The sequence below is a fragment of the Micromonospora sp. NPDC047465 genome (genome assembly GCF_040643125.1).
Taxonomy (GTDB): domain Bacteria; phylum Actinomycetota; class Actinomycetes; order Mycobacteriales; family Micromonosporaceae; genus Micromonospora.
Genome location: NZ_JBEYTP010000001.1, coordinates 380146 through 398191, shown reverse-complemented (window position 1 = coordinate 398191; position 18046 = coordinate 380146). Strand labels below are relative to the sequence as shown.

15 protein-coding genes and 1 pseudogene are annotated in these 18046 nt (G+C 75.5%); 11 read left to right on the top strand and 5 right to left on the bottom strand.

The window, feature by feature from the left end:
* Positions 1-57: 57 nt before the first annotated feature.
* The 6 genes from ABZ793_RS01930 (at position 58) to ABZ793_RS01905 (ending at position 8288) form a co-directional block, all read left to right on the top strand.
* Positions 58-1449, top strand: coding sequence for an MFS transporter (locus tag ABZ793_RS01930; RefSeq protein WP_357450377.1), 1392 nt, complete (start codon positions 58-60; stop codon positions 1447-1449).
* A gap of 17 nt (positions 1450-1466) precedes the next feature.
* Positions 1467-2381 carry a fructosamine kinase family protein gene (locus ABZ793_RS01925; RefSeq protein ID WP_357450374.1) on the top strand — a complete coding sequence of 305 codons (915 nt, stop codon included), beginning with the start codon at positions 1467-1469 and terminating at the stop codon, positions 2379-2381.
* Positions 2378-3391, top strand: coding sequence for a GTP 3',8-cyclase MoaA (moaA, locus tag ABZ793_RS01920; protein WP_357450371.1), 1014 nt, complete (start codon positions 2378-2380; stop codon positions 3389-3391). The genes ABZ793_RS01925 and moaA overlap by 4 nt, the downstream gene beginning before the upstream one ends.
* A 65-nt stretch (positions 3392-3456) precedes the next feature.
* The gene (locus tag ABZ793_RS01915) at positions 3457-3735 is read left to right on the top strand and encodes a MoaD/ThiS family protein (protein ID WP_357450368.1); all 279 of its coding nucleotides are present in this window, start codon (positions 3457-3459) and stop codon (positions 3733-3735) included.
* A 13-nt stretch (positions 3736-3748) separates the two neighbouring features.
* Entirely contained in the window at positions 3749-4993 is a 1245-nt protein-coding gene (locus ABZ793_RS01910; RefSeq protein ID WP_357450365.1) for a metallophosphoesterase, read from the top strand.
* Positions 4994-5093: 100 nt separating this feature from the next.
* Positions 5094-8288, top strand: coding sequence for a UvrD-helicase domain-containing protein (locus tag ABZ793_RS01905; protein ID WP_357450362.1), 3195 nt, complete (start codon positions 5094-5096; stop codon positions 8286-8288).
* Between the two features lie 13 nt (positions 8289-8301).
* Here the strand turns inward: ABZ793_RS01905 and ABZ793_RS01900 are convergent, their stop codons facing one another.
* Both ABZ793_RS01900 and ABZ793_RS01895 read right to left on the bottom strand, forming a co-directional pair.
* Positions 8302-9039, bottom strand: a complete 738-nt coding sequence (locus tag ABZ793_RS01900) for an A24 family peptidase (RefSeq protein ID WP_357450359.1) — start codon at positions 9037-9039, stop codon at positions 8302-8304.
* A gap of 10 nt (positions 9040-9049) precedes the next feature.
* The gene (locus tag ABZ793_RS01895) at positions 9050-10078 is read right to left on the bottom strand and encodes an EamA family transporter (protein WP_357450356.1); all 1029 of its coding nucleotides are present in this window, start codon (positions 10076-10078) and stop codon (positions 9050-9052) included.
* A gap of 392 nt (positions 10079-10470) precedes the next feature.
* On the opposite strand from ABZ793_RS01895, the pseudogene ABZ793_RS01890 reads away from it, so the two are divergent.
* The 3 genes and pseudogenes from ABZ793_RS01890 to ABZ793_RS01880 all read left to right on the top strand — a co-directional run.
* Positions 10471-10923, top strand: a pseudogene (locus ABZ793_RS01890) (hypothetical protein); the annotation flags it as partial.
* A gap of 572 nt (positions 10924-11495) precedes the next feature.
* Complete coding sequence (locus ABZ793_RS01885; protein ID WP_350702723.1) at positions 11496-11927, top strand: hypothetical protein; 432 nt, start codon at positions 11496-11498, stop codon at positions 11925-11927.
* Between the two features lie 150 nt (positions 11928-12077).
* A complete protein-coding gene (locus ABZ793_RS01880) occupies positions 12078-13319 on the top strand; it encodes an ATP-binding protein (RefSeq protein ID WP_350702516.1) in 1242 nt (413 codons plus the stop codon).
* 20 nt (positions 13320-13339) lie between these two features.
* On the opposite strand, the gene ABZ793_RS01875 is transcribed toward ABZ793_RS01880, so the two are convergent.
* A complete protein-coding gene (locus ABZ793_RS01875; RefSeq protein WP_357450352.1) occupies positions 13340-13906 on the bottom strand; it encodes an N-acetyltransferase in 567 nt (188 codons plus the stop codon).
* A 147-nt stretch (positions 13907-14053) separates the two neighbouring features.
* On the opposite strand from ABZ793_RS01875, the gene ABZ793_RS01870 reads away from it, so the two are divergent.
* On the top strand, positions 14054-14599 hold the full coding sequence (locus tag ABZ793_RS01870) for a DoxX family protein (RefSeq protein ID WP_350702512.1): 546 nt from the start codon (positions 14054-14056) through the stop codon (positions 14597-14599).
* Between the two features lie 215 nt (positions 14600-14814).
* Positions 14815-16257 (top strand): glycosyltransferase 87 family protein, encoded by a 1443-nt coding sequence (locus tag ABZ793_RS01865; RefSeq protein WP_357450348.1) that lies wholly within the window; start codon positions 14815-14817, stop codon positions 16255-16257.
* Between the two features lie 19 nt (positions 16258-16276).
* On the opposite strand, the gene ABZ793_RS01860 is transcribed toward ABZ793_RS01865, so the two are convergent.
* Positions 16277-16741: a molybdenum cofactor biosynthesis protein MoaE gene (locus ABZ793_RS01860; protein WP_357450345.1), complete on the bottom strand. Its 465-nt coding sequence runs from the start codon at positions 16739-16741 to the stop codon at positions 16277-16279.
* Positions 16738-17997, bottom strand: coding sequence for a molybdopterin molybdotransferase MoeA (locus tag ABZ793_RS01855; protein WP_357450342.1), 1260 nt, complete (start codon positions 17995-17997; stop codon positions 16738-16740). The genes ABZ793_RS01860 and ABZ793_RS01855 overlap by 4 nt, the downstream gene beginning before the upstream one ends.
* Positions 17998-18046 lie beyond the last annotated feature (49 nt).

The window sequence follows — 18046 nt, the reverse complement described above, 5'->3', positions numbered from 1 at the left end:
CGGTACGGTCGTTCGACAGATGCCCGACGGACGTCCGCGTCCCTACCGTCGGCGCCCATGACCGCCACACACGCGCCGCAGCAGCAGCCGCCCGTCGTCCGCACCCGCTGGGCCCCGGTCGCCGCCGTGGCCCTCGCCATGCTCGTGGTGACCTCCGAGCTGAGCATCGCCGGCGTGGTGCTGCCCTCGATCGGCTCCGAGCTGGGAGCCGACCCGGCGGCCACCACCTGGGTGTTGCTGGCGTACGCGCTCCCGATGGCCGCGATCTCCATCCCGGCCGGCCGCTGGGCCGACCAGGCCGACCCCCGACTGATCTTCGTCGTGTCCATGGCCGGCATCGGGATCACCAGCGTGCTCGCCGCCCTCGCACCGGCGATGTGGGTGCTGCTGGCCGTACGCCTGCTCCAGGGCGTCACCGGCGGGCTCACCCTGGCGGTCTACCTGCCGGTGATCGCCGCGGCCGTGCGGGCGGACCAGCGGGCCCGCGCGATCAGCACGGTGGTGACCATCATGACCGTCGGCGGGATGGCCGGCGCGTCGCTCGGCGGGCTGGTCGCCGGCGCCCTCGGCTGGCGCGCGGTGTTCCTGCTGAAGCTCCCCCTCGTGGCGGTCGCGCTCTGGTTGGGCCTGCGGGCGTTTCCCCGCGACGGCCGGGGACTGCCCGCCCCCGGCCTGCCGCTGCTTCGCGAGGTGGTGCTGCTGGGCGGCACGGTCGCCGCGGTGCTCGTCGCGGTCGACGAGATCACGGCGCGGCCGGCGGTGGCCGCCGGGCTCGGCGCGCTCGCCGTGGTACTCGGCCTGACCTGGGCCCGGCTGCCCGCCTCAGGACCGGTCATCGCGCTGGTACGCGGTCGCCGCTTCGGGTTCACCGTCCTCGGGCTGTTCCTGGTGTGCTTCAACGTCGCGCTGACGGCCTTCCTCCTGCCGTATCTCCTCGCCGACGTCCTGCACGAGGGCCCGGAGGTCACCGGGATGCTGCTGCTGGTCAACATCGGCGCCATGACGGTCGCCTCGCCGGCCGCCGGCTGGCTCGCCGACCGGATCGGCGCGCTGCCCGCGGCGGCACTGGGCGCCGCGCTGGTCGCCGGCGCGACGCTGCTGCCGGTGACGCTCCCGGCCGACGCCGGTCTGGTGCACGTCGGATGGCAGGTCGCGGTGATCGGCATCGGGTTCGGCCTCTTCAACACCCCGGTCATCGCGGCGATCATGGCGGCGGCGCCCACCGGGTCGACCGGCGCCGCCGGCGGGGTCAGCGGCACGGTACGGATGATCGCGACAACCCTCGCGCCCGCGGTCGCCGCGCTGTGCTGGACCGTCGGCGGTGGCGGGCTGGCCGGCTTCCGCACCGCCCTGGTGGTGCTCACGGCGATCCAGGCCGCCGGGGCGCTGGCGCTGCTGGCCGCCCGGCACCGCAGCCCCGCCCCGGTACCCGCCCGTGCCGGCGACTGACGGGTTACCTTGCGCAGATGGATCTGGCGTACCTGCGGGCGCACCCGGAGCACCTGCCGACCTTCCTGACCCACCAGCGGATCCGGGAGACGCCCGTCTCCGGCGGCGACATCTGCGCCGCCTCCCGGCTGACCCTGGACGACGGCCACTCCGTCTTCGCCAAGACCTGGCCGGAGGGGTCCGGCCGGTCGCTGCCGGAGGGCTTCTTCGCCGCCGAGGCGGCCGGCCTGCGCTGGCTGCGCGAGGCGGGCGCGGTCGCGGTGCCGGAGGTGGTCGTGGCGCTGCCGGAGCTGCTGGCACTCGACTGGGTCGAGCCCGGCGAGCCGACGCCCGAGGCGGCCGAACGGTTCGGCCGGGAACTGGCGGGGCTGCACCGGGCCGGAGCGCCGGCCTTCGGGGCCGAGTGGGCCGGGTTCATCGGGGCCCTCCCGCAGGACAACACGCCGGACGACGGCCCGTGGTCGCGCTGGTTCGCCGAGCGCCGGCTGGTCCCCTACCTGCGCCGCTCCGTGGACGGCGGCGCGCTGACCGGCGCGGAGGCCGGGCTGGTCGAGGAGATCGTCGACCGGATCGGCGAGTTCGGCGGGGACGAGCCGCCGGCCCGCGTCCACGGCGACCTCTGGCCGGGCAACGTGCTCTGGGGGGCCGACGACCGGGCCTGGCTGGTGGACCCGGCGGCGCACGGCGGGCACCGGGAGACCGACCTGGCGCAGTTGGCGCTCTTCGGCGGCGCGCCCCACCTGGACCGGATCCTCGCCGCGTACGCGGAGGCGTGGCCGCCGGCCGACGGGTGGCGGGAGCGGGTGCCGCTGCACCAACTCCACCTGATGCTGGTGCACACCGCCCTGTTCGGCGGGGCGTACCGCGATGCGGTCGTCCGCACCGCCCGGTCGGCGCTGGCCGGGCTGGTGCGCGCTACCGTCGACGGGTGAACGCCGCCCCGCCGACCGACGGCGTCCTCGTCGACCGGTACGGCCGCGTCGCCCGGGACCTGCGCGTGTCGCTGACCGACAAGTGCAACCTGCGCTGCACCTACTGCATGCCGGCCGACGGGCTGCCCTGGCTGGCGGGCCCGCAACTGCTCGACGACGACGAGATCGTCCGGTTGGTCGGGGTCGCGGTGCGGCGGCTCGGGGTGACCGAGGTGCGGTTCACCGGCGGGGAGCCGCTGATCCGGCCCGGACTGGTCGGCATCGTGGCCGCCGTGGCGGCGCTGGAGCCGCGTCCCCGGATCTCCCTGACCACCAACGGCATCGGGCTGGACCGGCTCGCCCCCGCGCTGCGCGCCGCCGGGCTGGACCGGGTGAACGTCTCGCTGGACACCCTGGACCCGGAGCGGTTCGCCCGGCTCACCCGGCGCCGGCGCCTCCCCGACGTGCTGGCCGGGCTCGCCGGAGCCACCGCCGCCGGGCTGATCCCGGTCAAGGTCAACGCGGTGCTGATGCGCGGGATCAACGACGACGAGGTGCCGGCGCTGCTCCGCTTCGCCCTGACGCACGGCTACGAGCTGCGGTTCATCGAGCAGATGCCGCTGGACGCCCAGCACGGCTGGGACCGCGCCACCATGGTCACCGCCGACGAGATCCTCGCCTCGCTACGCCGGGAGTTCGCCCTGGCCCCCGACCCCACGGAACGCGGCGCGGCGCCGGCCGAGACCTGGCTGGTCGACGGCGGCCCCGCGCGGGTCGGCGTGATCGCCAGCGTCACCCGGCCGTTCTGCGGTGACTGCGACCGCACCCGGCTCACCGCCGACGGACAGGTCCGCACCTGCCTCTTCGCCACCGAGGAGGCCGACCTGCGCGGCGCGCTGCGGGCCGGGGCGGACGACGACGAGCTGGCCCGGCGCTGGCGCACGGCGATGTGGGGCAAGCGGGCCGGGCACGACATCGACGACCCGACCTTCCTCCAGCCGGCCCGGCCGATGTCCGCGATCGGGGGTTGACCGTGGCGGAACCGGCACAGCGGGCCGCCGCCGAGGCGGCCGACGTCCGCGGAGGAAACGGGACCGTGGCAGCACCGGCACGCCCGGTCGACGCCGGGGCGCGACTGACCGTTCGCTACTTCGCCGGGGCTCGGGCCGCCGCCGGCCGGCCCGAGGAGACCGCACCCGGCGGCAGCTGCCTCGACGAACTCGTCGTGGAACTCGCCGAGCGGCACGGCGAGCGGCTCGCCGCCGTGCTGCGGGTGGCGAGTTTCCTCGTCGACGGTGTGACCTGCCATGATCGTCGGGCACCGCTACCGGCCGGGGCCACGATCGACGTCCTGCCCCCCTTCGCGGGCGGCTGAGGGAGGCGCACACATGCTGGCGGCACTGGCCTTCGTGGCCACCATGGCGCTGATCACCGGCCTGATCCACCTCTACCTCTGGAAGCGGCTGGTGCGCGACACCACCACCCCGGGGCGTTGGCGGCGGATCGGCGGGATCACCGCCCTGGTGCTGGCGCTGCTCGTACCGGCGACCATGGCCGGCACCCAGGCGGGCCTCTACTGGCTCGCGTGGCCGGGCTACCTCTGGCTCGCCGTCATGTTCTACCTGCTGGTGCTGCTCGTGGCGCTGGAGGTGCCGATGCTGGTGGCCCGGCTGGTGCTGCGCCGCCGGGTCGCCGCCGCGGAGCCCACCGCCGCCGCGCCCGCGCCCGCCCTGGTCGGCGCGACGGGGCCGGCCGATCCGCCGGCCGCCGGCGCGGTCGCGCAGCCGGACCACGACCCGGCCCGCCGGTTGCTGCTCGCCCGCGGGGCGGCGATCTTCGCCGGGCTCACCGCGACGGGCCTCACCGGGTCCGGCATCCGCACCGCGCTCGGCCCGCCCCAGCTCGACCGGGTGCAGATCCCGCTCGCCAAGCTCCCCCGGAGCATGGACGGCCTGCGGATCGCCACCGTCTCCGACATCCACCTCGGCCCGCTGCGCGGCCGGGCCCACACCGAGCGGATCGTCGCCGCGATCAACCGCCTGGACGCCGACATCGTCGCGGTCGTCGGCGACCTGGTCGACGGCTCGGTGGCCGAACTGGGCGAGGCGGCCGAGCCGCTGCGCCGCCTGCGCTCCCGGCACGGCAGCTACTTCGTCACCGGCAACCACGAGTACTACTCGGGCGTCGAGGAGTGGGTGCAGGAGGTGGACCGGCTCGGGCTGCGGGTGATGCAGAACGAGCGGACGGAGATCCAGGCCCGGGGCGGCGTGCTCGACCTGGCCGGGGTCAACGACGTCACCGCCGCCGGCACCGGGCTGGCCGCCCCGGCGGACTACGCGGCGGCGCTCGGCGACCGCGACCCGAGCCGCCCCGTGGTGCTGCTCGCCCACCAGCCGGTGGCCGCGGTGGAGGCGGCGAAGTTCGGCGTCGACCTCCAGCTCTCGGGGCACACCCACGGCGGCCAGATCGTCCCGTTCAACCTCCTGGTGAAGCTCCAGCAGCCGGTGGTCTCCGGCCTCGGCGAGGTCGACGGCACCAAGGTGTACGTCACCAACGGCGCCGGATTCTGGGGCCCGCCGGTCCGCGTCGGCGCGGAGCCGCAGGTCACCCTGGTCGAGCTCCGCGCCCGCTGACCCATAGCGCGGGGCAGGCGGCTTGTCCAGCACCGGACGCTCAGGTCACGGGTCTGCGTGGCGACCGGCGGGTAATCGAGCGGGCGTGACAGGATGCGGCGTGCCTCCGTTCAGCGCCGCACCCTCCGGTGGCCTTTCGCCGTTCGTCGCGGATCTGCACATCCACTCGAAGTACTCGCGCGCGTGCAGCCGCGACCTCACCCTGCCCAACCTCGCCTGGTGGGCTCGGCGCAAGGGCATCGGCGTGCTCGGCACCGGCGACTTCACCCACCCCGCCTGGTACGACCACCTGCGCGAGACCCTGCACCCCGCCGAGCCCGGCCTGCACCGGCTCAGCCCGGAGGCGGAGCGGGACGTCGCCCGCCGGCTGCCGCCCCGGCTGGCCAGCGAGGCGGAGACCGACCCGGTCCGCTTCATGCTCAGCGTGGAGATCTCCACGATCTACAAGCGGGACGACCGCACCCGCAAGGTGCACCACCTCATCTACCTGCCCGACCTGGACGCGGTGGCCCGGTTCAACACGGCGCTCGGTCGGATCGGCAACCTCGGCTCGGACGGCCGGCCGATCCTCGGCCTGGACTCGCGGGACCTGCTGGAGATCACCCTGGAGGCCAGCGCCGACGGCTACCTGGTACCCGCGCACATCTGGACGCCGTGGTTCTCCGCGCTGGGCTCCAAGTCCGGCTTCGACGCGATCGCCGACTGCTACGCCGACCTCGCCGACCACGTCTTCGCGGTGGAGACCGGCCTCTCCTCCGACCCCGAGATGAACTGGCGGGTCGGCAGCCTGGACCGCTACCAGCTCGTGTCGAACTCGGACGCCCACTCGCCGCCCGCCCTGGCCCGGGAGGCCACCGTCTTCGCCACCGCCCGGGACTACTTCGCCATCCGGGACGCGCTGCGCACCGGCGACGGGCTGGCCGGGACCATCGAGTTCTTCCCCGAGGAGGGCAAGTACCACGCGGACGGGCACCGGCTCTGCGGGGTCAACTGGTCCCCGGAGCGGACCCGGGCCGCCGGCGGGCGCTGCCCGGAGTGCGACAAGCCGCTGACCGTCGGCGTGCTGAGCCGGGTGGAGGAGCTGGCCGACCGTCCGGCGGGGCACCGGCCCCCGCACGCCAGGGACGTCACCCACCTCGTGCCGCTGGCCGAGGTCCTCGGCGAGATCAACAAGGTGGGCGCCCGCTCGAAGAAGGTCGAGGGGAAGCTCAACGACCTGCTCGCCGCGCTCGGCCCGGAGCTGGAGATCCTCACCACCACCCCGCTCGCCGAGATCGCCCGGGTCGGCGGGGAGTTGCTCGCCGAGGGCATCGGCCGGCTGCGCCGGGGCGACGTCCGACGGGTCCCCGGCTACGACGGCGAGTACGGCGTCATCACCCTGTTCGACCCGGCCGAGCTGGGCGCGCGCACCGGCACGGCGCAGGAGACGCTCTTCGACGTACCCGTGCCGGCGCAGCGCACCCCCGCGGAGCCGGCGCCGAAGCCGCGGGCCAAGCGCCCGGCGGTGGCCAAGGCCGAGCCGAAGCGCAAGGCCGCGCCGGCCACGCCGCCGCCCCCGATCGCGCCGGCGCCCTCGCCGCACGAGCCGTTCGAGCCGATGCTCGCGGGCATGGAGGAGGTCGGCACCGGCCTGCTGGACCGGCTGGACGCGATGCAGCGGGTGGCCGCCTCCGCGCCCGGCGGGCCGCTGCTCATCGTCGCCGGGCCCGGCACCGGCAAGACCCGGACGCTGACCCACCGGATCGCCTACCTCTGCGCCGAGCTGAACGTCTTCCCGGAGCAGTGCCTGGCGATCACGTTCACCCGGCGCGCCGCCGAGGAGCTGCGGCACCGCCTCGACGGCCTGCTCGGGCCGGTCGCCGAGGACGTCACGGTCGGCACCTTCCACTCGCTGGGGCTGACCATCCTGCGGGAGAACGCCGACGCCGTCGGCCTGCCGGCGGACTTCCGGATCGCCGACGACGCCCAGCGGGCGGAGGCCCGTGCCGAGGCCGGCGCCGACGACGCCGGCTACGCGGCGCTGCTGCGCAAGCAGGGCCTGGTCGACCTGGACGAGCTGCTCACCCTGCCGGTCGCGCTGCTGCGGGCCGACCGGAAGCTGGTGCAGCGCTACCGGGAGCGCTGGCGGTGGATCTTCGTCGACGAGTACCAGGACGTCGACGAGGTGCAGTACGAGCTGCTGCGCCTGCTCAGCCCCGCCGACGGCAACCTCTGCGCCATCGGCGACCCGGACCAGGCCATCTACTCCTTCCGGGGCGCCGACGTCGGCTACTTCCTGCGCTTCTCGCAGGACTTCACCGACGCCCGGCTGGTGCGGCTGAACCGCAACTACCGCTCCTCCGCCCCCATCCTGGCCGCCGCGGTGCAGGCGATCGCGCCGTCGTCGCTGGTCCGGGGCCGCCGGCTCGACCCGGCCCGGCTCGACCCGGAGGCCCCGCTGGTCGGCCGCTATCCCGCGGCCTCCGTCGCCGACGAGGCCGACTTCGTCGTACGCACCATCGACGAGCTGGTCGGCGGGCTCTCCCACCGGTCGCTCGACTCGGGGCGGATCGACGGCCGGTCGACCTCGCTCTCCTTCTCCGACATCGCCGTGCTCTACCGCACCGATGCGCAGGCCGCACCGATCGTGGACGCGCTGGCACGGGCCAACATCCCGGTGCAGAAGCGCTCGCACGACCGGCTGCGGGACCGGCCGGGGGTGGCGGCCATCGCCCGCGAGCTGCGGCACGCCGACGGGCTCGACGGCTCGCTGGCCGCCCGCGTCCGGCTGGCCGGTCAGGTGCTGGCGGAGCGCTTCGCCGTGCCGACGCTGGACAGCGCCGGCGCGGTACGCCCGGAGGACGTCCGGGCGGCGGTCGACCTGCTCACCCCGCTGGCCCGCCGCTGCGGCGACGACCTGCCGCTGTTCCTGTCCCAGCTCGCCACCGGCGCGGAGGTGGACGCCCTCGACCCGCGCGCCGAGGCGGTCACCCTGCTCACCCTGCACGCCGCGAAGGGGCTGGAGTTCCCGGTCGTCTTCCTGGTCGGCGCCGAGGACGGGCTGCTCCCGCTGCGCTGGCCCGGCAGCACGCCCGACGACGACGCGATCGCCGAGGAGCGGCGGCTCTTCTTCGTGGGGCTGACCCGGGCCCAGGACCGCCTGTACGTCACCCACGCCGCCCGCCGCAGCCGGCACGGCAGCGAGCGGGACTGCTCCCCGTCGCCGTTCCTCGACGCCATCGACCCGGGCCTCTTCGAACGCTTCGGCGAAGCCGAACCCCGCCGCCCCCGAGACCGCCAACTCCGCCTCATCTGAGGGAACGCGCGGGTCAGGTGGTGAGGGTGGCCAGCCAGGCGCCGGTGAGGAGGGCCGGCCCGAGTGGGAGAGGGGTGTCCCGGCGCACCCTGCCGGCGGCCAGCAGGGCGAGCACCACCACGCCGTTGAGCAGGTGCGGCAGGAGCAGCCCGAGCGCCAGCGGCGACCAGCCCAGCCAGCCGAGCGGCAGGCCCAGCACGGCGGCGAGCTTCACGTCGCCGAAGCCCAGCCGCGAGCCGGGCAGCAGGGCCAGCAGCGCGTGCCCGGCGAAGCAGAGCGCGGCCCCCGCCACCGCGCCGAGCAGCCGCTCCGGGGCCCCGGCCAGCAGCGCCGCGCCGGTCAGGCCGACGGCGACGACCAGCGCGGCCGCGCCCACCAGCGGGTCGGGCAGCCGCAGGCAGGCCAGGTCGACCACGGCCAGCACCAGCCCCACCGCCGCCAGCCCGAGGAAGGCCGGCAGGACGGGGTCGCCGCCGAGGGCCACCGCGAGCCCGGCGAACACGACCGCGCCCACCACCGCCGCCCCGAGCCCGGTGGACGGGCCGATGCCGGCGGCCCGGGCGGGGGCCGGCGGCCCACCGCGGTCGACCGGCCGACCCGGCTGGCCCGTCGCGGCGGACGCCACCGCCCCGACGGCGGGCCCGGAACGGGTCGACGCCGGTCGGCCCGTCCAGCGGCGGGCGACCCGGAGCGCGGCGAGGCCGGCGGCGCCGCCGAGCAGCGCCGCGCACGCCACCAGCCCGCCCGACACGGGCCGGACGCTACCGGCGGGACGGCTCCGGTGCGGTCCCCTCGGCAGGACGTCGGGGTCTCTCGGTGCTCACGACGAGGGCGACCCCGGCGACGATGACCGCGCCGCCGAGCAGCACCTGCACGGTGATCGACTCCGCGGCGAACAGCGCGCCGAGCGCCACCGCGACCGCCGGGTTGACATAGGCGTACGTCGCGACCAGCGAGATCGGGGCGTGGTGCAGCAGCCAGACGTACGCGGTGAAGGCGACCAGCGAGCCGGCCACCATCAGGTACGCGAGCGCGAGCCACGACCGGCCGGTCACCTGGCCCGGGTCGAAGCCGTGCAGCTCGCCGCGCCCCACGGCGAGGACGGCGAGTGCCGCCGCCCCGGCGAACATCTCGTAGACGGTGGCGACGAACGGATCGGCGGGCATCCGGATCCGTCCGGAGAGAAACGAGCCGATCGACCAGCTGGCGGCGCCTGCGACGATGGTCAGCGCCCCGGCGAGCGGTACGGCGTCCGCCCCGCCGGTTGGCAGCACGAGCAGCACCAGGCCGACGAAGCCCAGCGTCACCCCGGCCAGCGTCCAGAACCGGGGCCGGTCGCCCGTGACCGTACGCAGCAGCACCACCAGCAGCGGGACGGTGGCCACGAGCAGCGCGGCGATCCCGGAGGGCACCGCGACGCCCGGCGGGCCGGACTCCGCGAGCACCACCAGCCCGTTGCCGCCGGCCAACAGCAGCACCCCGACCAGCGCGGCCGAGCCGAGCTGCCGCCGGTCGACCCGCAGCGCGCCCGGGCCCCGGCGCAGCCGCAGCACGATCGCCAGCACCAGACCGGCGGCGGCGAACCGGGTGGCGGCCGAGCCGAGCGGCGGCATCGACTCCACGGCGATCCTGATGCCGAGGTAGGTGGAACCCCAGAGGACGTAGACCAGCAGCAGGGCGGTCCAGACCAGGGCCGGCGTGGCAACGGCCGCCCGACGCGCCCCGGTGCCCGGGTCGGTCCCGGTGGGCGGCTCGGCGGCCGGTGACGGAATCGGTGGGCGTGGTCTCATCGGTGGACACGCTACGGTGACGTGGGCGTCGGCGTCCCTCGTTGGTGGCCGGCCTCTCACCACTCACGCGGGAGACGTGCATGGCGAACTACGGACCACCACCGGGTCGGGGAGACCCGGCACCGTGGCGTGGGCGGCAGCCGGACGAGGCGTACGGCCCGTCGGCGGCGTCGCCCGGGCGCGGCGGGTGGGACGATCCGCACGTCACGTATCCACCGCCGGAGCCCGGGTACGGCGGTCAGCCGTACCGGCGGGACGACCCGGGTCACGGACCGGGGCCGTACCAGCAGGGGGCCCCGCCTCCCGCCTACGACCACGGTCCCGACGCGCCGCCGTACGCCTCCTGGCCCGGCTCCGCGACCCCCTCCCCGTACCCGCCGCCGGAACGCCGGCGTGGCCGGGGGCCGGTGGTCGCGGTGCTGGCGGCGGTGGCGGTGCTGGTCCTCGTCGGCGGCGCGGCGGTGTTCTACCTGCTCGGCCAGGACGACGAGGCCCCGGTGGCCACGCCGAGCGGGCCGGCGCCCGCCGCCGGGTCCGGGGTGCCGGAGGCACCGGCAAGCGCCCCGGCGCCCAGTGCCCCGGCACCCGACTCCTCCGCCGACCCCCGCTTCGTCGAGGCGGGGCAGTGCGTACGCAACGACGGTCCGGCCGGCGGCAAGCCCAAGCTGCTGATCAGTGACTGCGGCCCGCGGACGTACGAGGTGCTACGCCGGATCGACGGCGCGACCAGCGGCGAGAAGGACGCCGCGGCCAAGTGCGCCAAGGTCGACGGCTACACCAACTGGTATTTCTTCGACAGCGAGCTGGACACCCTCGACTTCGTGCTGTGCCTGAAGCAGCGCTGAACCACCGCACCCCTGGGGAAGAGATGACAACCTACGGATCACCCGGCCAGCCGGACGACCCCTACCAGCGCCCGGCCGACAATCCCGGGGGCCTGCCGCCCATCGACCCGACGCTGCCCCAGTGGGGGCAGCCGCCGTCGGCCGCCGCGGAGCCGCCCGCCCCGCAGTGGGGCCAGCCGCAGCCGGGTGGCGAACCGCCCGCCGCCCCGCAGTGGGGCCAGCCGCAGCCGGGTGGCGAACCGCAGTGGGGCCAGCCCGGCCCGGCCGCCGAGCCGCCGACCACGCCGATGTGGAGCCAGCCTCCGGCCCCCGGGCCGGCCTACCCCCCGCAGCCCCCGACCTCCGGGTCGGGCTACCCGCCGCCGCCCACCTCCGGGGCCGGGTATCCGCCCCCGGCGGGGGTTCAGCCGTCGGCGGAGCAGGGTGGCTATCCGCCGGCCGGGCCGTTCCCGCCGGCCGGCCCGACGCCCGCGGCGGCGCCCGGCGCCCAGTGGAGCGCCCCGCCGCCGGCCCCCGGCGGGTACGGGACGCCGCCCCCTCCGCCGGCGAAGAAGGGCGGCGGAAAGATCGCCCTGATCATCGGCCTGGTGGTGGTGCTCGTGCTCTGCCCGTGCCTCGGAATCGCCGGCTGGGCGGTCTGGCAGGCCGGCGAGGACGACGACCCGTCGATCTCGGCCCCGGCGACGAGCGCCCCCGCGGATCCGACGGGCAAGCCGACCGACGAGCCCAGCGCGGCGCCGAGTTCGGCGGAGCCGAGCCCGAGCGAGGAGGACGACGACGACGATTTCGCCAAGGGCGACTGCGTGGTCAACGACGGCACGTCCACCGACGCCGAGCTGCGGAAGGTGCCCTGCGGCCCCAACACGTACGAGGTGCTGCTGCGGATCCCGGGGTCGAGCGACGGTGACCAGTGCAAGACCCGGGCGCCGAAGTCGACGGCGAACTACGTGCACGACAACTCGGTGGACTTCCTCGACTACGTGCTCTGCCTGAAGAAGCGCTGATTACCAAAACTAGGGCTGTCTAGCATGGACGCTAGACAGCCCTAGTTTTGTCTCGACGCCGGATCCGGCTCCCGCCTCGCTCCGACACGCCGGTAGCCCCATCTACGGATGTCTAGCCCCGCAGCTAGACGGCCCGATACTGTGCGATGCGTGGATCCGGTCCGCAACCCGTACGCACCGGGCGCCGGCCAGCGTCCGCCCGAGCTGGCCGGGCGGGGGCGCGAGCTGGACGTCTTCGACGTCGTGCTGGAGCGCATCGCCCGCGGGCGGCCGGAACGCAGCCTGATGCTCACCGGCCTGCGCGGGGTCGGCAAGACGGTGCTGCTCAACACCCTCCGGTCCCAGGCGATCAACCACCTCTGGGGCAGCGGCAAGATCGAGGCGCGGCCGGACCAGTCACTGCGCCGCCCCGTCGCCGCCGCGCTGCACATGGCCGTCCGTGAACTCGCGCCCCGGCACCGCGCGCCGGACCGGATCGACGCCTTCCTCGGCGTGCTGAAGGCGTTCGCCCAACGATCCGCGCCGACCGGTCGCGGCGGCGCCGCCCCGAAGCTGCGCGACCGGTGGCAGCCCGGCATCGACGTGCCCGCCGCCAGCGGCCGGGCCGACTCCGGCGACATCGAGATCGACCTCGTCGAGCTGCTCACCGACGCCGCCGCGGTGGCCGCCGACGTCGGCACCGGCATCGCCGTCTTCATCGACGAGATGCAGGACCTCGGCGCGGAGGACGTCTCCGCGCTCTGCGCCGCCTGCCACGAGCTGTCCCAGCTGGGCGCGCCGCTGATCGTGGTCGGCGCCGGGCTGCCGCACCTGCCGGCCGTGCTCAGCGCCGCCAAGTCGTACTCCGAGCGGCTCTTCCGCTACCAGCGCATCGACCGGCTCGACCGGATCGCCGCCGACCAGGCGCTCTGCGCGCCCGCCGAACGCGAGGAGGTCGAGTACGAGCAGAAGGCGCTCGACCTGCTCTACGAGAAGTCCGGCGGCTACCCGTACTTCGTCCAGGCGTACGGGAAGGCGACCTGGGACCACGCGCCGCGCTCGCCGATCACCGCCGCCGACGTGCGGGTCGCCGCGCCGGAGGCCGAGGCCGAGCTGGCGGTCGGCTTCTTCGGCTCCCGGTTCGAGCGGGCCACCCCGGCCGAGCGCGAGTACATGCGGGCGATGGCTACCCTGTCCCTGGTCGAGGGCGAGGTCGACGGCGGCGGGCGGGACGACATGGACGCCGCCGTGCCGACGGCGGAAATCGCCCGCACCCTCGGGCGCAAGCCGGCCAGCCTGTCCCCGGCCCGGGACGCGCTGATCAAGAAGGGCCTCATCTACTCCGGCGAGCGCGGCACCGTGGCCTTCACCGTCCCCCACTTCGGCCGCTACCTGCGCACCCAGCCGGCCTGACGGGCGGGGTGGGCGCGGGGTCAGACCTTCGACCAGGGCGGGGGGAAGAGGACCTCGCCGCGCGGCGGCGGCCCTTCGCCGCCGGTGGTCGGCGGGAGCACCAGCGCCTGCCAGGGGTCGCCGAGGCCGGACCAGGGGCTGGTCAGCCCCATCCGGTCGGCCCTGCCGAAGCCGAAGCGGTGGTAGTAGGACGGGTCGCCGAGCACCACCACCAGCCGCTCGCCCAGCTCGGTGGCCGCGTCGAGGCCGGCCTGGACCACCGCCGCGCCGAGCCCGATCCGCCGCCGGTGCGGCGCGACCGCCACCGGGCCGAGGGCCAGCGCCGGGGCGGTGGCGTCGTCGGACCTCACCCGGACCCGGGTGAGCAGGGCATACCCCACGACCTCGCCGCCGTACTCCGCGACCATCGCCAGCTCCGGCAGCCAGGCGTCGCTGCCGCGCAGCTCGTCAACCAGTCCCACCTCGGGCGGCGTGGCCACGTCGGGCCTGGCGAAGGCGGCGGCCAGCACGCGACGGACCGCGCCGGTGTCGGCCGGGTCCTCGGGTCGCAGCCGCAGCGTCGTCACGCGGGGGACGTTACCCCTCATCGGCGGTCCATCAGCGACGGTCGCTCGAATCGGCGTGGCGCGGCCTCGCCGGGTCGGCGTGGCGACCAGCCCGGGGAGGTCCACGTCGGCCGATCCGGATCGGCGGTTGCGGGGGTAACCGGGCTGGTGACGGGGTATGACTGACCCATGAAACCCGTACGCTCCCTCGCCCGCGCCATGTTGAGCGGCATCTTCGTGGTCAGCGGGTTGCACAACTTCCAGAACCCGGGGCGGCTGGCCCCGGCCGCGAAGCCCGTGACCGACCGGGTGACCCCGCTACTGGAGAAGGCCAGCCCGCGCATCCCCACCGACACGGAGACGCTGATCCGGGTCAACGCGGTGGTGCAGGTCGGCGCCGGGTTGATGCTCGCCACCGGCAGGTTCGCCCGGCCGGCCGCGCTGGTCCTCGCCGGCACGCTGGTCCCGGTGACCCTCGCCGGGCATCCCTTCTGGAACAACGACGACCCGGCGGCGCGGAACAACAACCAGATCCACTTCCTGAAGAACATCGGCCTCTTCGGCGGGCTGCTGCTCGCCGCCGCGGACACCGGCGGCAAGCCCGGCCTGCGGTGGCGGACCGGCCACCGGATCGGCCACTCCCGACGTTCGGTGCAGCGAGCCGTCCGTACCGCCCGCAGAGAGGCCCGGATCGCCGTACGATCGGCAGCGACGGCCCGACGACTCCCCGGCTGACCTGCGTCGATACCTCCCCTCCGCCGGCCCGCCACCCGCCAACGCCGCGAATCACCTGAACCACCCGGTAGGCGTTAACGCGGTGGAAATGTCAAAAACATGTGTGGGATCGGACACGGTCGCATAACGCGGGAGGCATTAACGTGAGGCGCCGTTCTAGGCTCCGTGCAGGACCTGGACGGGTAGGACGACCTTGGTACGGGGGTGGCCACGCCATGCCGGCGACCGTCGGAAGACGGGTGGGCCGCCTCGCCCCAGTCCGTCGCGTAACGCGTGGGATCGATCGTAGGACAGTCGTACGGACCGGCGTCGTGGCCGCCGTCGCCTATGCCGCATGGCTCGCCATCGGCGCTTTCGGGCGGCCGTACAACTTCTTCGACATGAAGATCTACCACGGCGCGGTGGTGTGGTGGGCGAGCGGTCACGAGCTCTACGAGTTCATCGCACCCGGCACCACCCTGGGTTTCACCTACCCGCCGTTCGGCGGCCTGGTCATGCTGCCGATGGCGCACCTGCCGGTCGAGCTGGCCGGGATGGCCAACGCGCTCGCCAGCATCGCCGCCCTGGCGGTCGTGCTCGCCGGTCTGCTCCGCCCCATCGTCGACCGGCTCGGCTGGCCGCTCCCGTTCACCGTGGCGATCGCGACGCCGCTGGCGGTCGCCATCGAGCCGGCCAGGGAGACCCTCGGCTACGGCCAGGTGAACCTGCTCCTCTTCGCACTGATCATGGCCGACCTGATCGGCCTGCGCTGGCGGTCCCGCCGGGGCACCCACGTCGCCGAGACCGACGGCCCGCTGCTGCGCTTCGTCTACAGCGGCGCGTGGGCCGGCGTGGGCATCGGTCTGGCCACCGCGGTCAAGCTGACCCCGGCCCTGTTCATCGCCTACCTGATGATCACCCGACAGTGGCGGGCGGCGGCCACCGCGGTCGGCACGGTGATCGCCGTGACCCTCGGCTCCTTCGCCGTCGTCGGCCCCGAGTCCCGGGCCTACTTCGGCGGCGTGCTCTGGCAGACCGAGCGGGTCGGCGCCGCCGACATGACGCCCAACCAGTCGCTGGCCGGGCTGCTGGCCCGGCTCTACGACTCGATCGAGACGCCCGGCCTGCTCTGGCTGTCGTTCGCGGTGCTGATGCTGGCGCTCGGCCTGTCCCGCGCCGCCAACGCGCGCGCCGACGGCGACGAGCTGACCGCGTTCACGCTGGTCGGCCTCACCGCCAACGTGATCAGCCCGATCTCCTGGACGCACCACCTGGTCTGGGTGATCCCCGCGATCATCGTGCTGGCCGACGCCGCCGTACGCCGCCGGGACGCCAGCCGCGGGCTGGCCCAGCGGGCCGGCCAGGGCGCGTACGGCGGGCTGCCGGGGGTCAACGGGCTGCGCCCGCCGATCTGGTACCCGACGCTGACCGGGCTCCGGCACGGCGTCGCGGCGATCGGGCTCTACCTGCTCTTCCTGGTCTCCCCGATCTGGCCGTACGAACACCAGCTCCCCGAGGTGTCGCACTACCAGGACGGCCTCTTCGGCGCCCTGATGGAGAACTCGCTGGCGCTGGCCCTGATCGTGCTCGTCGCCGCGCTGCCGTGGCGCCCCGGCGCCGAGCCGGCCTTCTACGGCGACCGGATGGGCCGCCAGGCCGCGCTCGGCGTCCGCCGCTGAGGGGTGGGTGGGCCGCCCGTCAGGGGCAGTTCACCCACTCCTCGGTGCCGTCGGCGAACACCTGCCGTTTCCAGATCGGCAGCCGCGCCTTGACCTCGTCGACCAGGCGGGCACAGGCCGCGAACGCGGCGGCCCGGTGGGCGGTGCTAACCGCCGCGGCCAGGGCCACGTCACCGATGGCGAGCGGGCCGATCCGGTGCGACACCGCGACCGCGTACACGTCCGGTTCGGCGGCGATCTCGGCCGCCACCTCGCGGAGCACCCGCTCGGCGCTCGGGTGGCCCTCGTACTCCAGGCTGGTCACCGCGCGGCCGTGGTCGTGGTCGCGGACCACGCCCTGGAACGACACCACCGCGCCGGCCCGGCGGTCCGCGACCGCCGCCTCGTGCGCGGCCAGGTCGAGCGGCCGGTCGGTGACCTCGCCGAACGTCGTGGGCCCGTGGTCCGCGAGTCGGCCTGACGCGTCGGCGGTCGACGCGGTCACCACGCACGCTCCCCGGGCAGCAGCGGCAGCGGCACGACCGGCACCCGGTCGCCGGGCTCGCCCGAGGTGCCGGGGCGGATGACGGCGAACCCGTCCGCGCCGGCCAGCCCGCGCAGCATCGCCGAGCCGACGTGCCGGACCGGGTGGGCGGTGCCGGCGGTCCGGTCCAGCCGGACCAGCGCCAGGTGGGTGTACCGCCCCCGGCCGGGCACCGGCTCGGCGAGGGTGGCGTGCGGCAGCACCGGCATCGGGCGGCCCGACAGGCCCGCCAGCAGCGGGGCGACCAGCGAGACCAGGGCGACGATGGCGGACTGCGGGTTGCCGGGCAGCCCGGCGACGAAGCGGACCTGCCCGTCGGCGTCGGTCAGCCGGGCCAGCAGCATCGGGAAGCCGGGCCGCACCGCGACCGTGTTGACCACGTAGTCGGCGCCGAGCGCCTCCAGCGCGGGGTGCAGGTGGTCGACCGGGCCGTGCATCGTGCCGCCGGTGGTGCAGACCAGGTCGGCGGTGGCCAGCGCGGCGCGCAGGGCCGCCACGTGCGCGGCCAGGGTGTCCGCCACCGGTCCCACCACGTCCGACGGACGCACCACGCAGCCGTACCGGCGCAGCCACGCCGGCACCGCCGGCCCGAGCGCGTCCCGGACCCGGCCGGCGGCGGGCGGACCCGCGGTCAGCAACTCGTCGCCGAAGACCAGCAGCGCGGCGCGCGGCTGCCGCCGCACCAGCAGGCTGTCGTGCCCGCAGGAGGCGGCCAGGCCGACCAGCGCCGGGTCCACCGGCATGCCGGCGGGGACCAGTTCCTCCCCGGCGTACGCCTCCTCGCCGGGCTCACGCCACTCCGGCGCGGGCCGCGGCGTGCCGTCGACCAGGCCCTCCGGCGTACGGCGGGACTCCTCCACCCGCAGCACGGCGGTGGCGCCCGCGGGCATCATCGCGCCGGTGGCGATCTCGGCGGTCGTCCCGTCGTCGGTCAGCGGCGCCGGAGTGCTGCCGGCCAGCACCCGCCCGACCGGGCGCCACGGGCCCGCCCCGCGCACCGCCCAGCCGTCGACGCTGGAGGTCGGGAAGGCGGGCAGGTCCGTACGCGTGGTCAACGGCTCGGCGAGGGTGTGCCCGTCGATCTCGGCGAGCGGCCGGCTCACGGCGGGGAGCGCGGCGGCCAGGCCGGCCGCGTACACCCGGGATCGGGCCTCCTCCCAGCCGGCCGGCGGGGGCGCGACGACTGGATCGGCGGCCGGTGCGGTTTCCGTGCTCACCCGGCCGAGCCTAGCCGGTGCCGGGTGCCGGTCGCCCCGTCACCTGCAC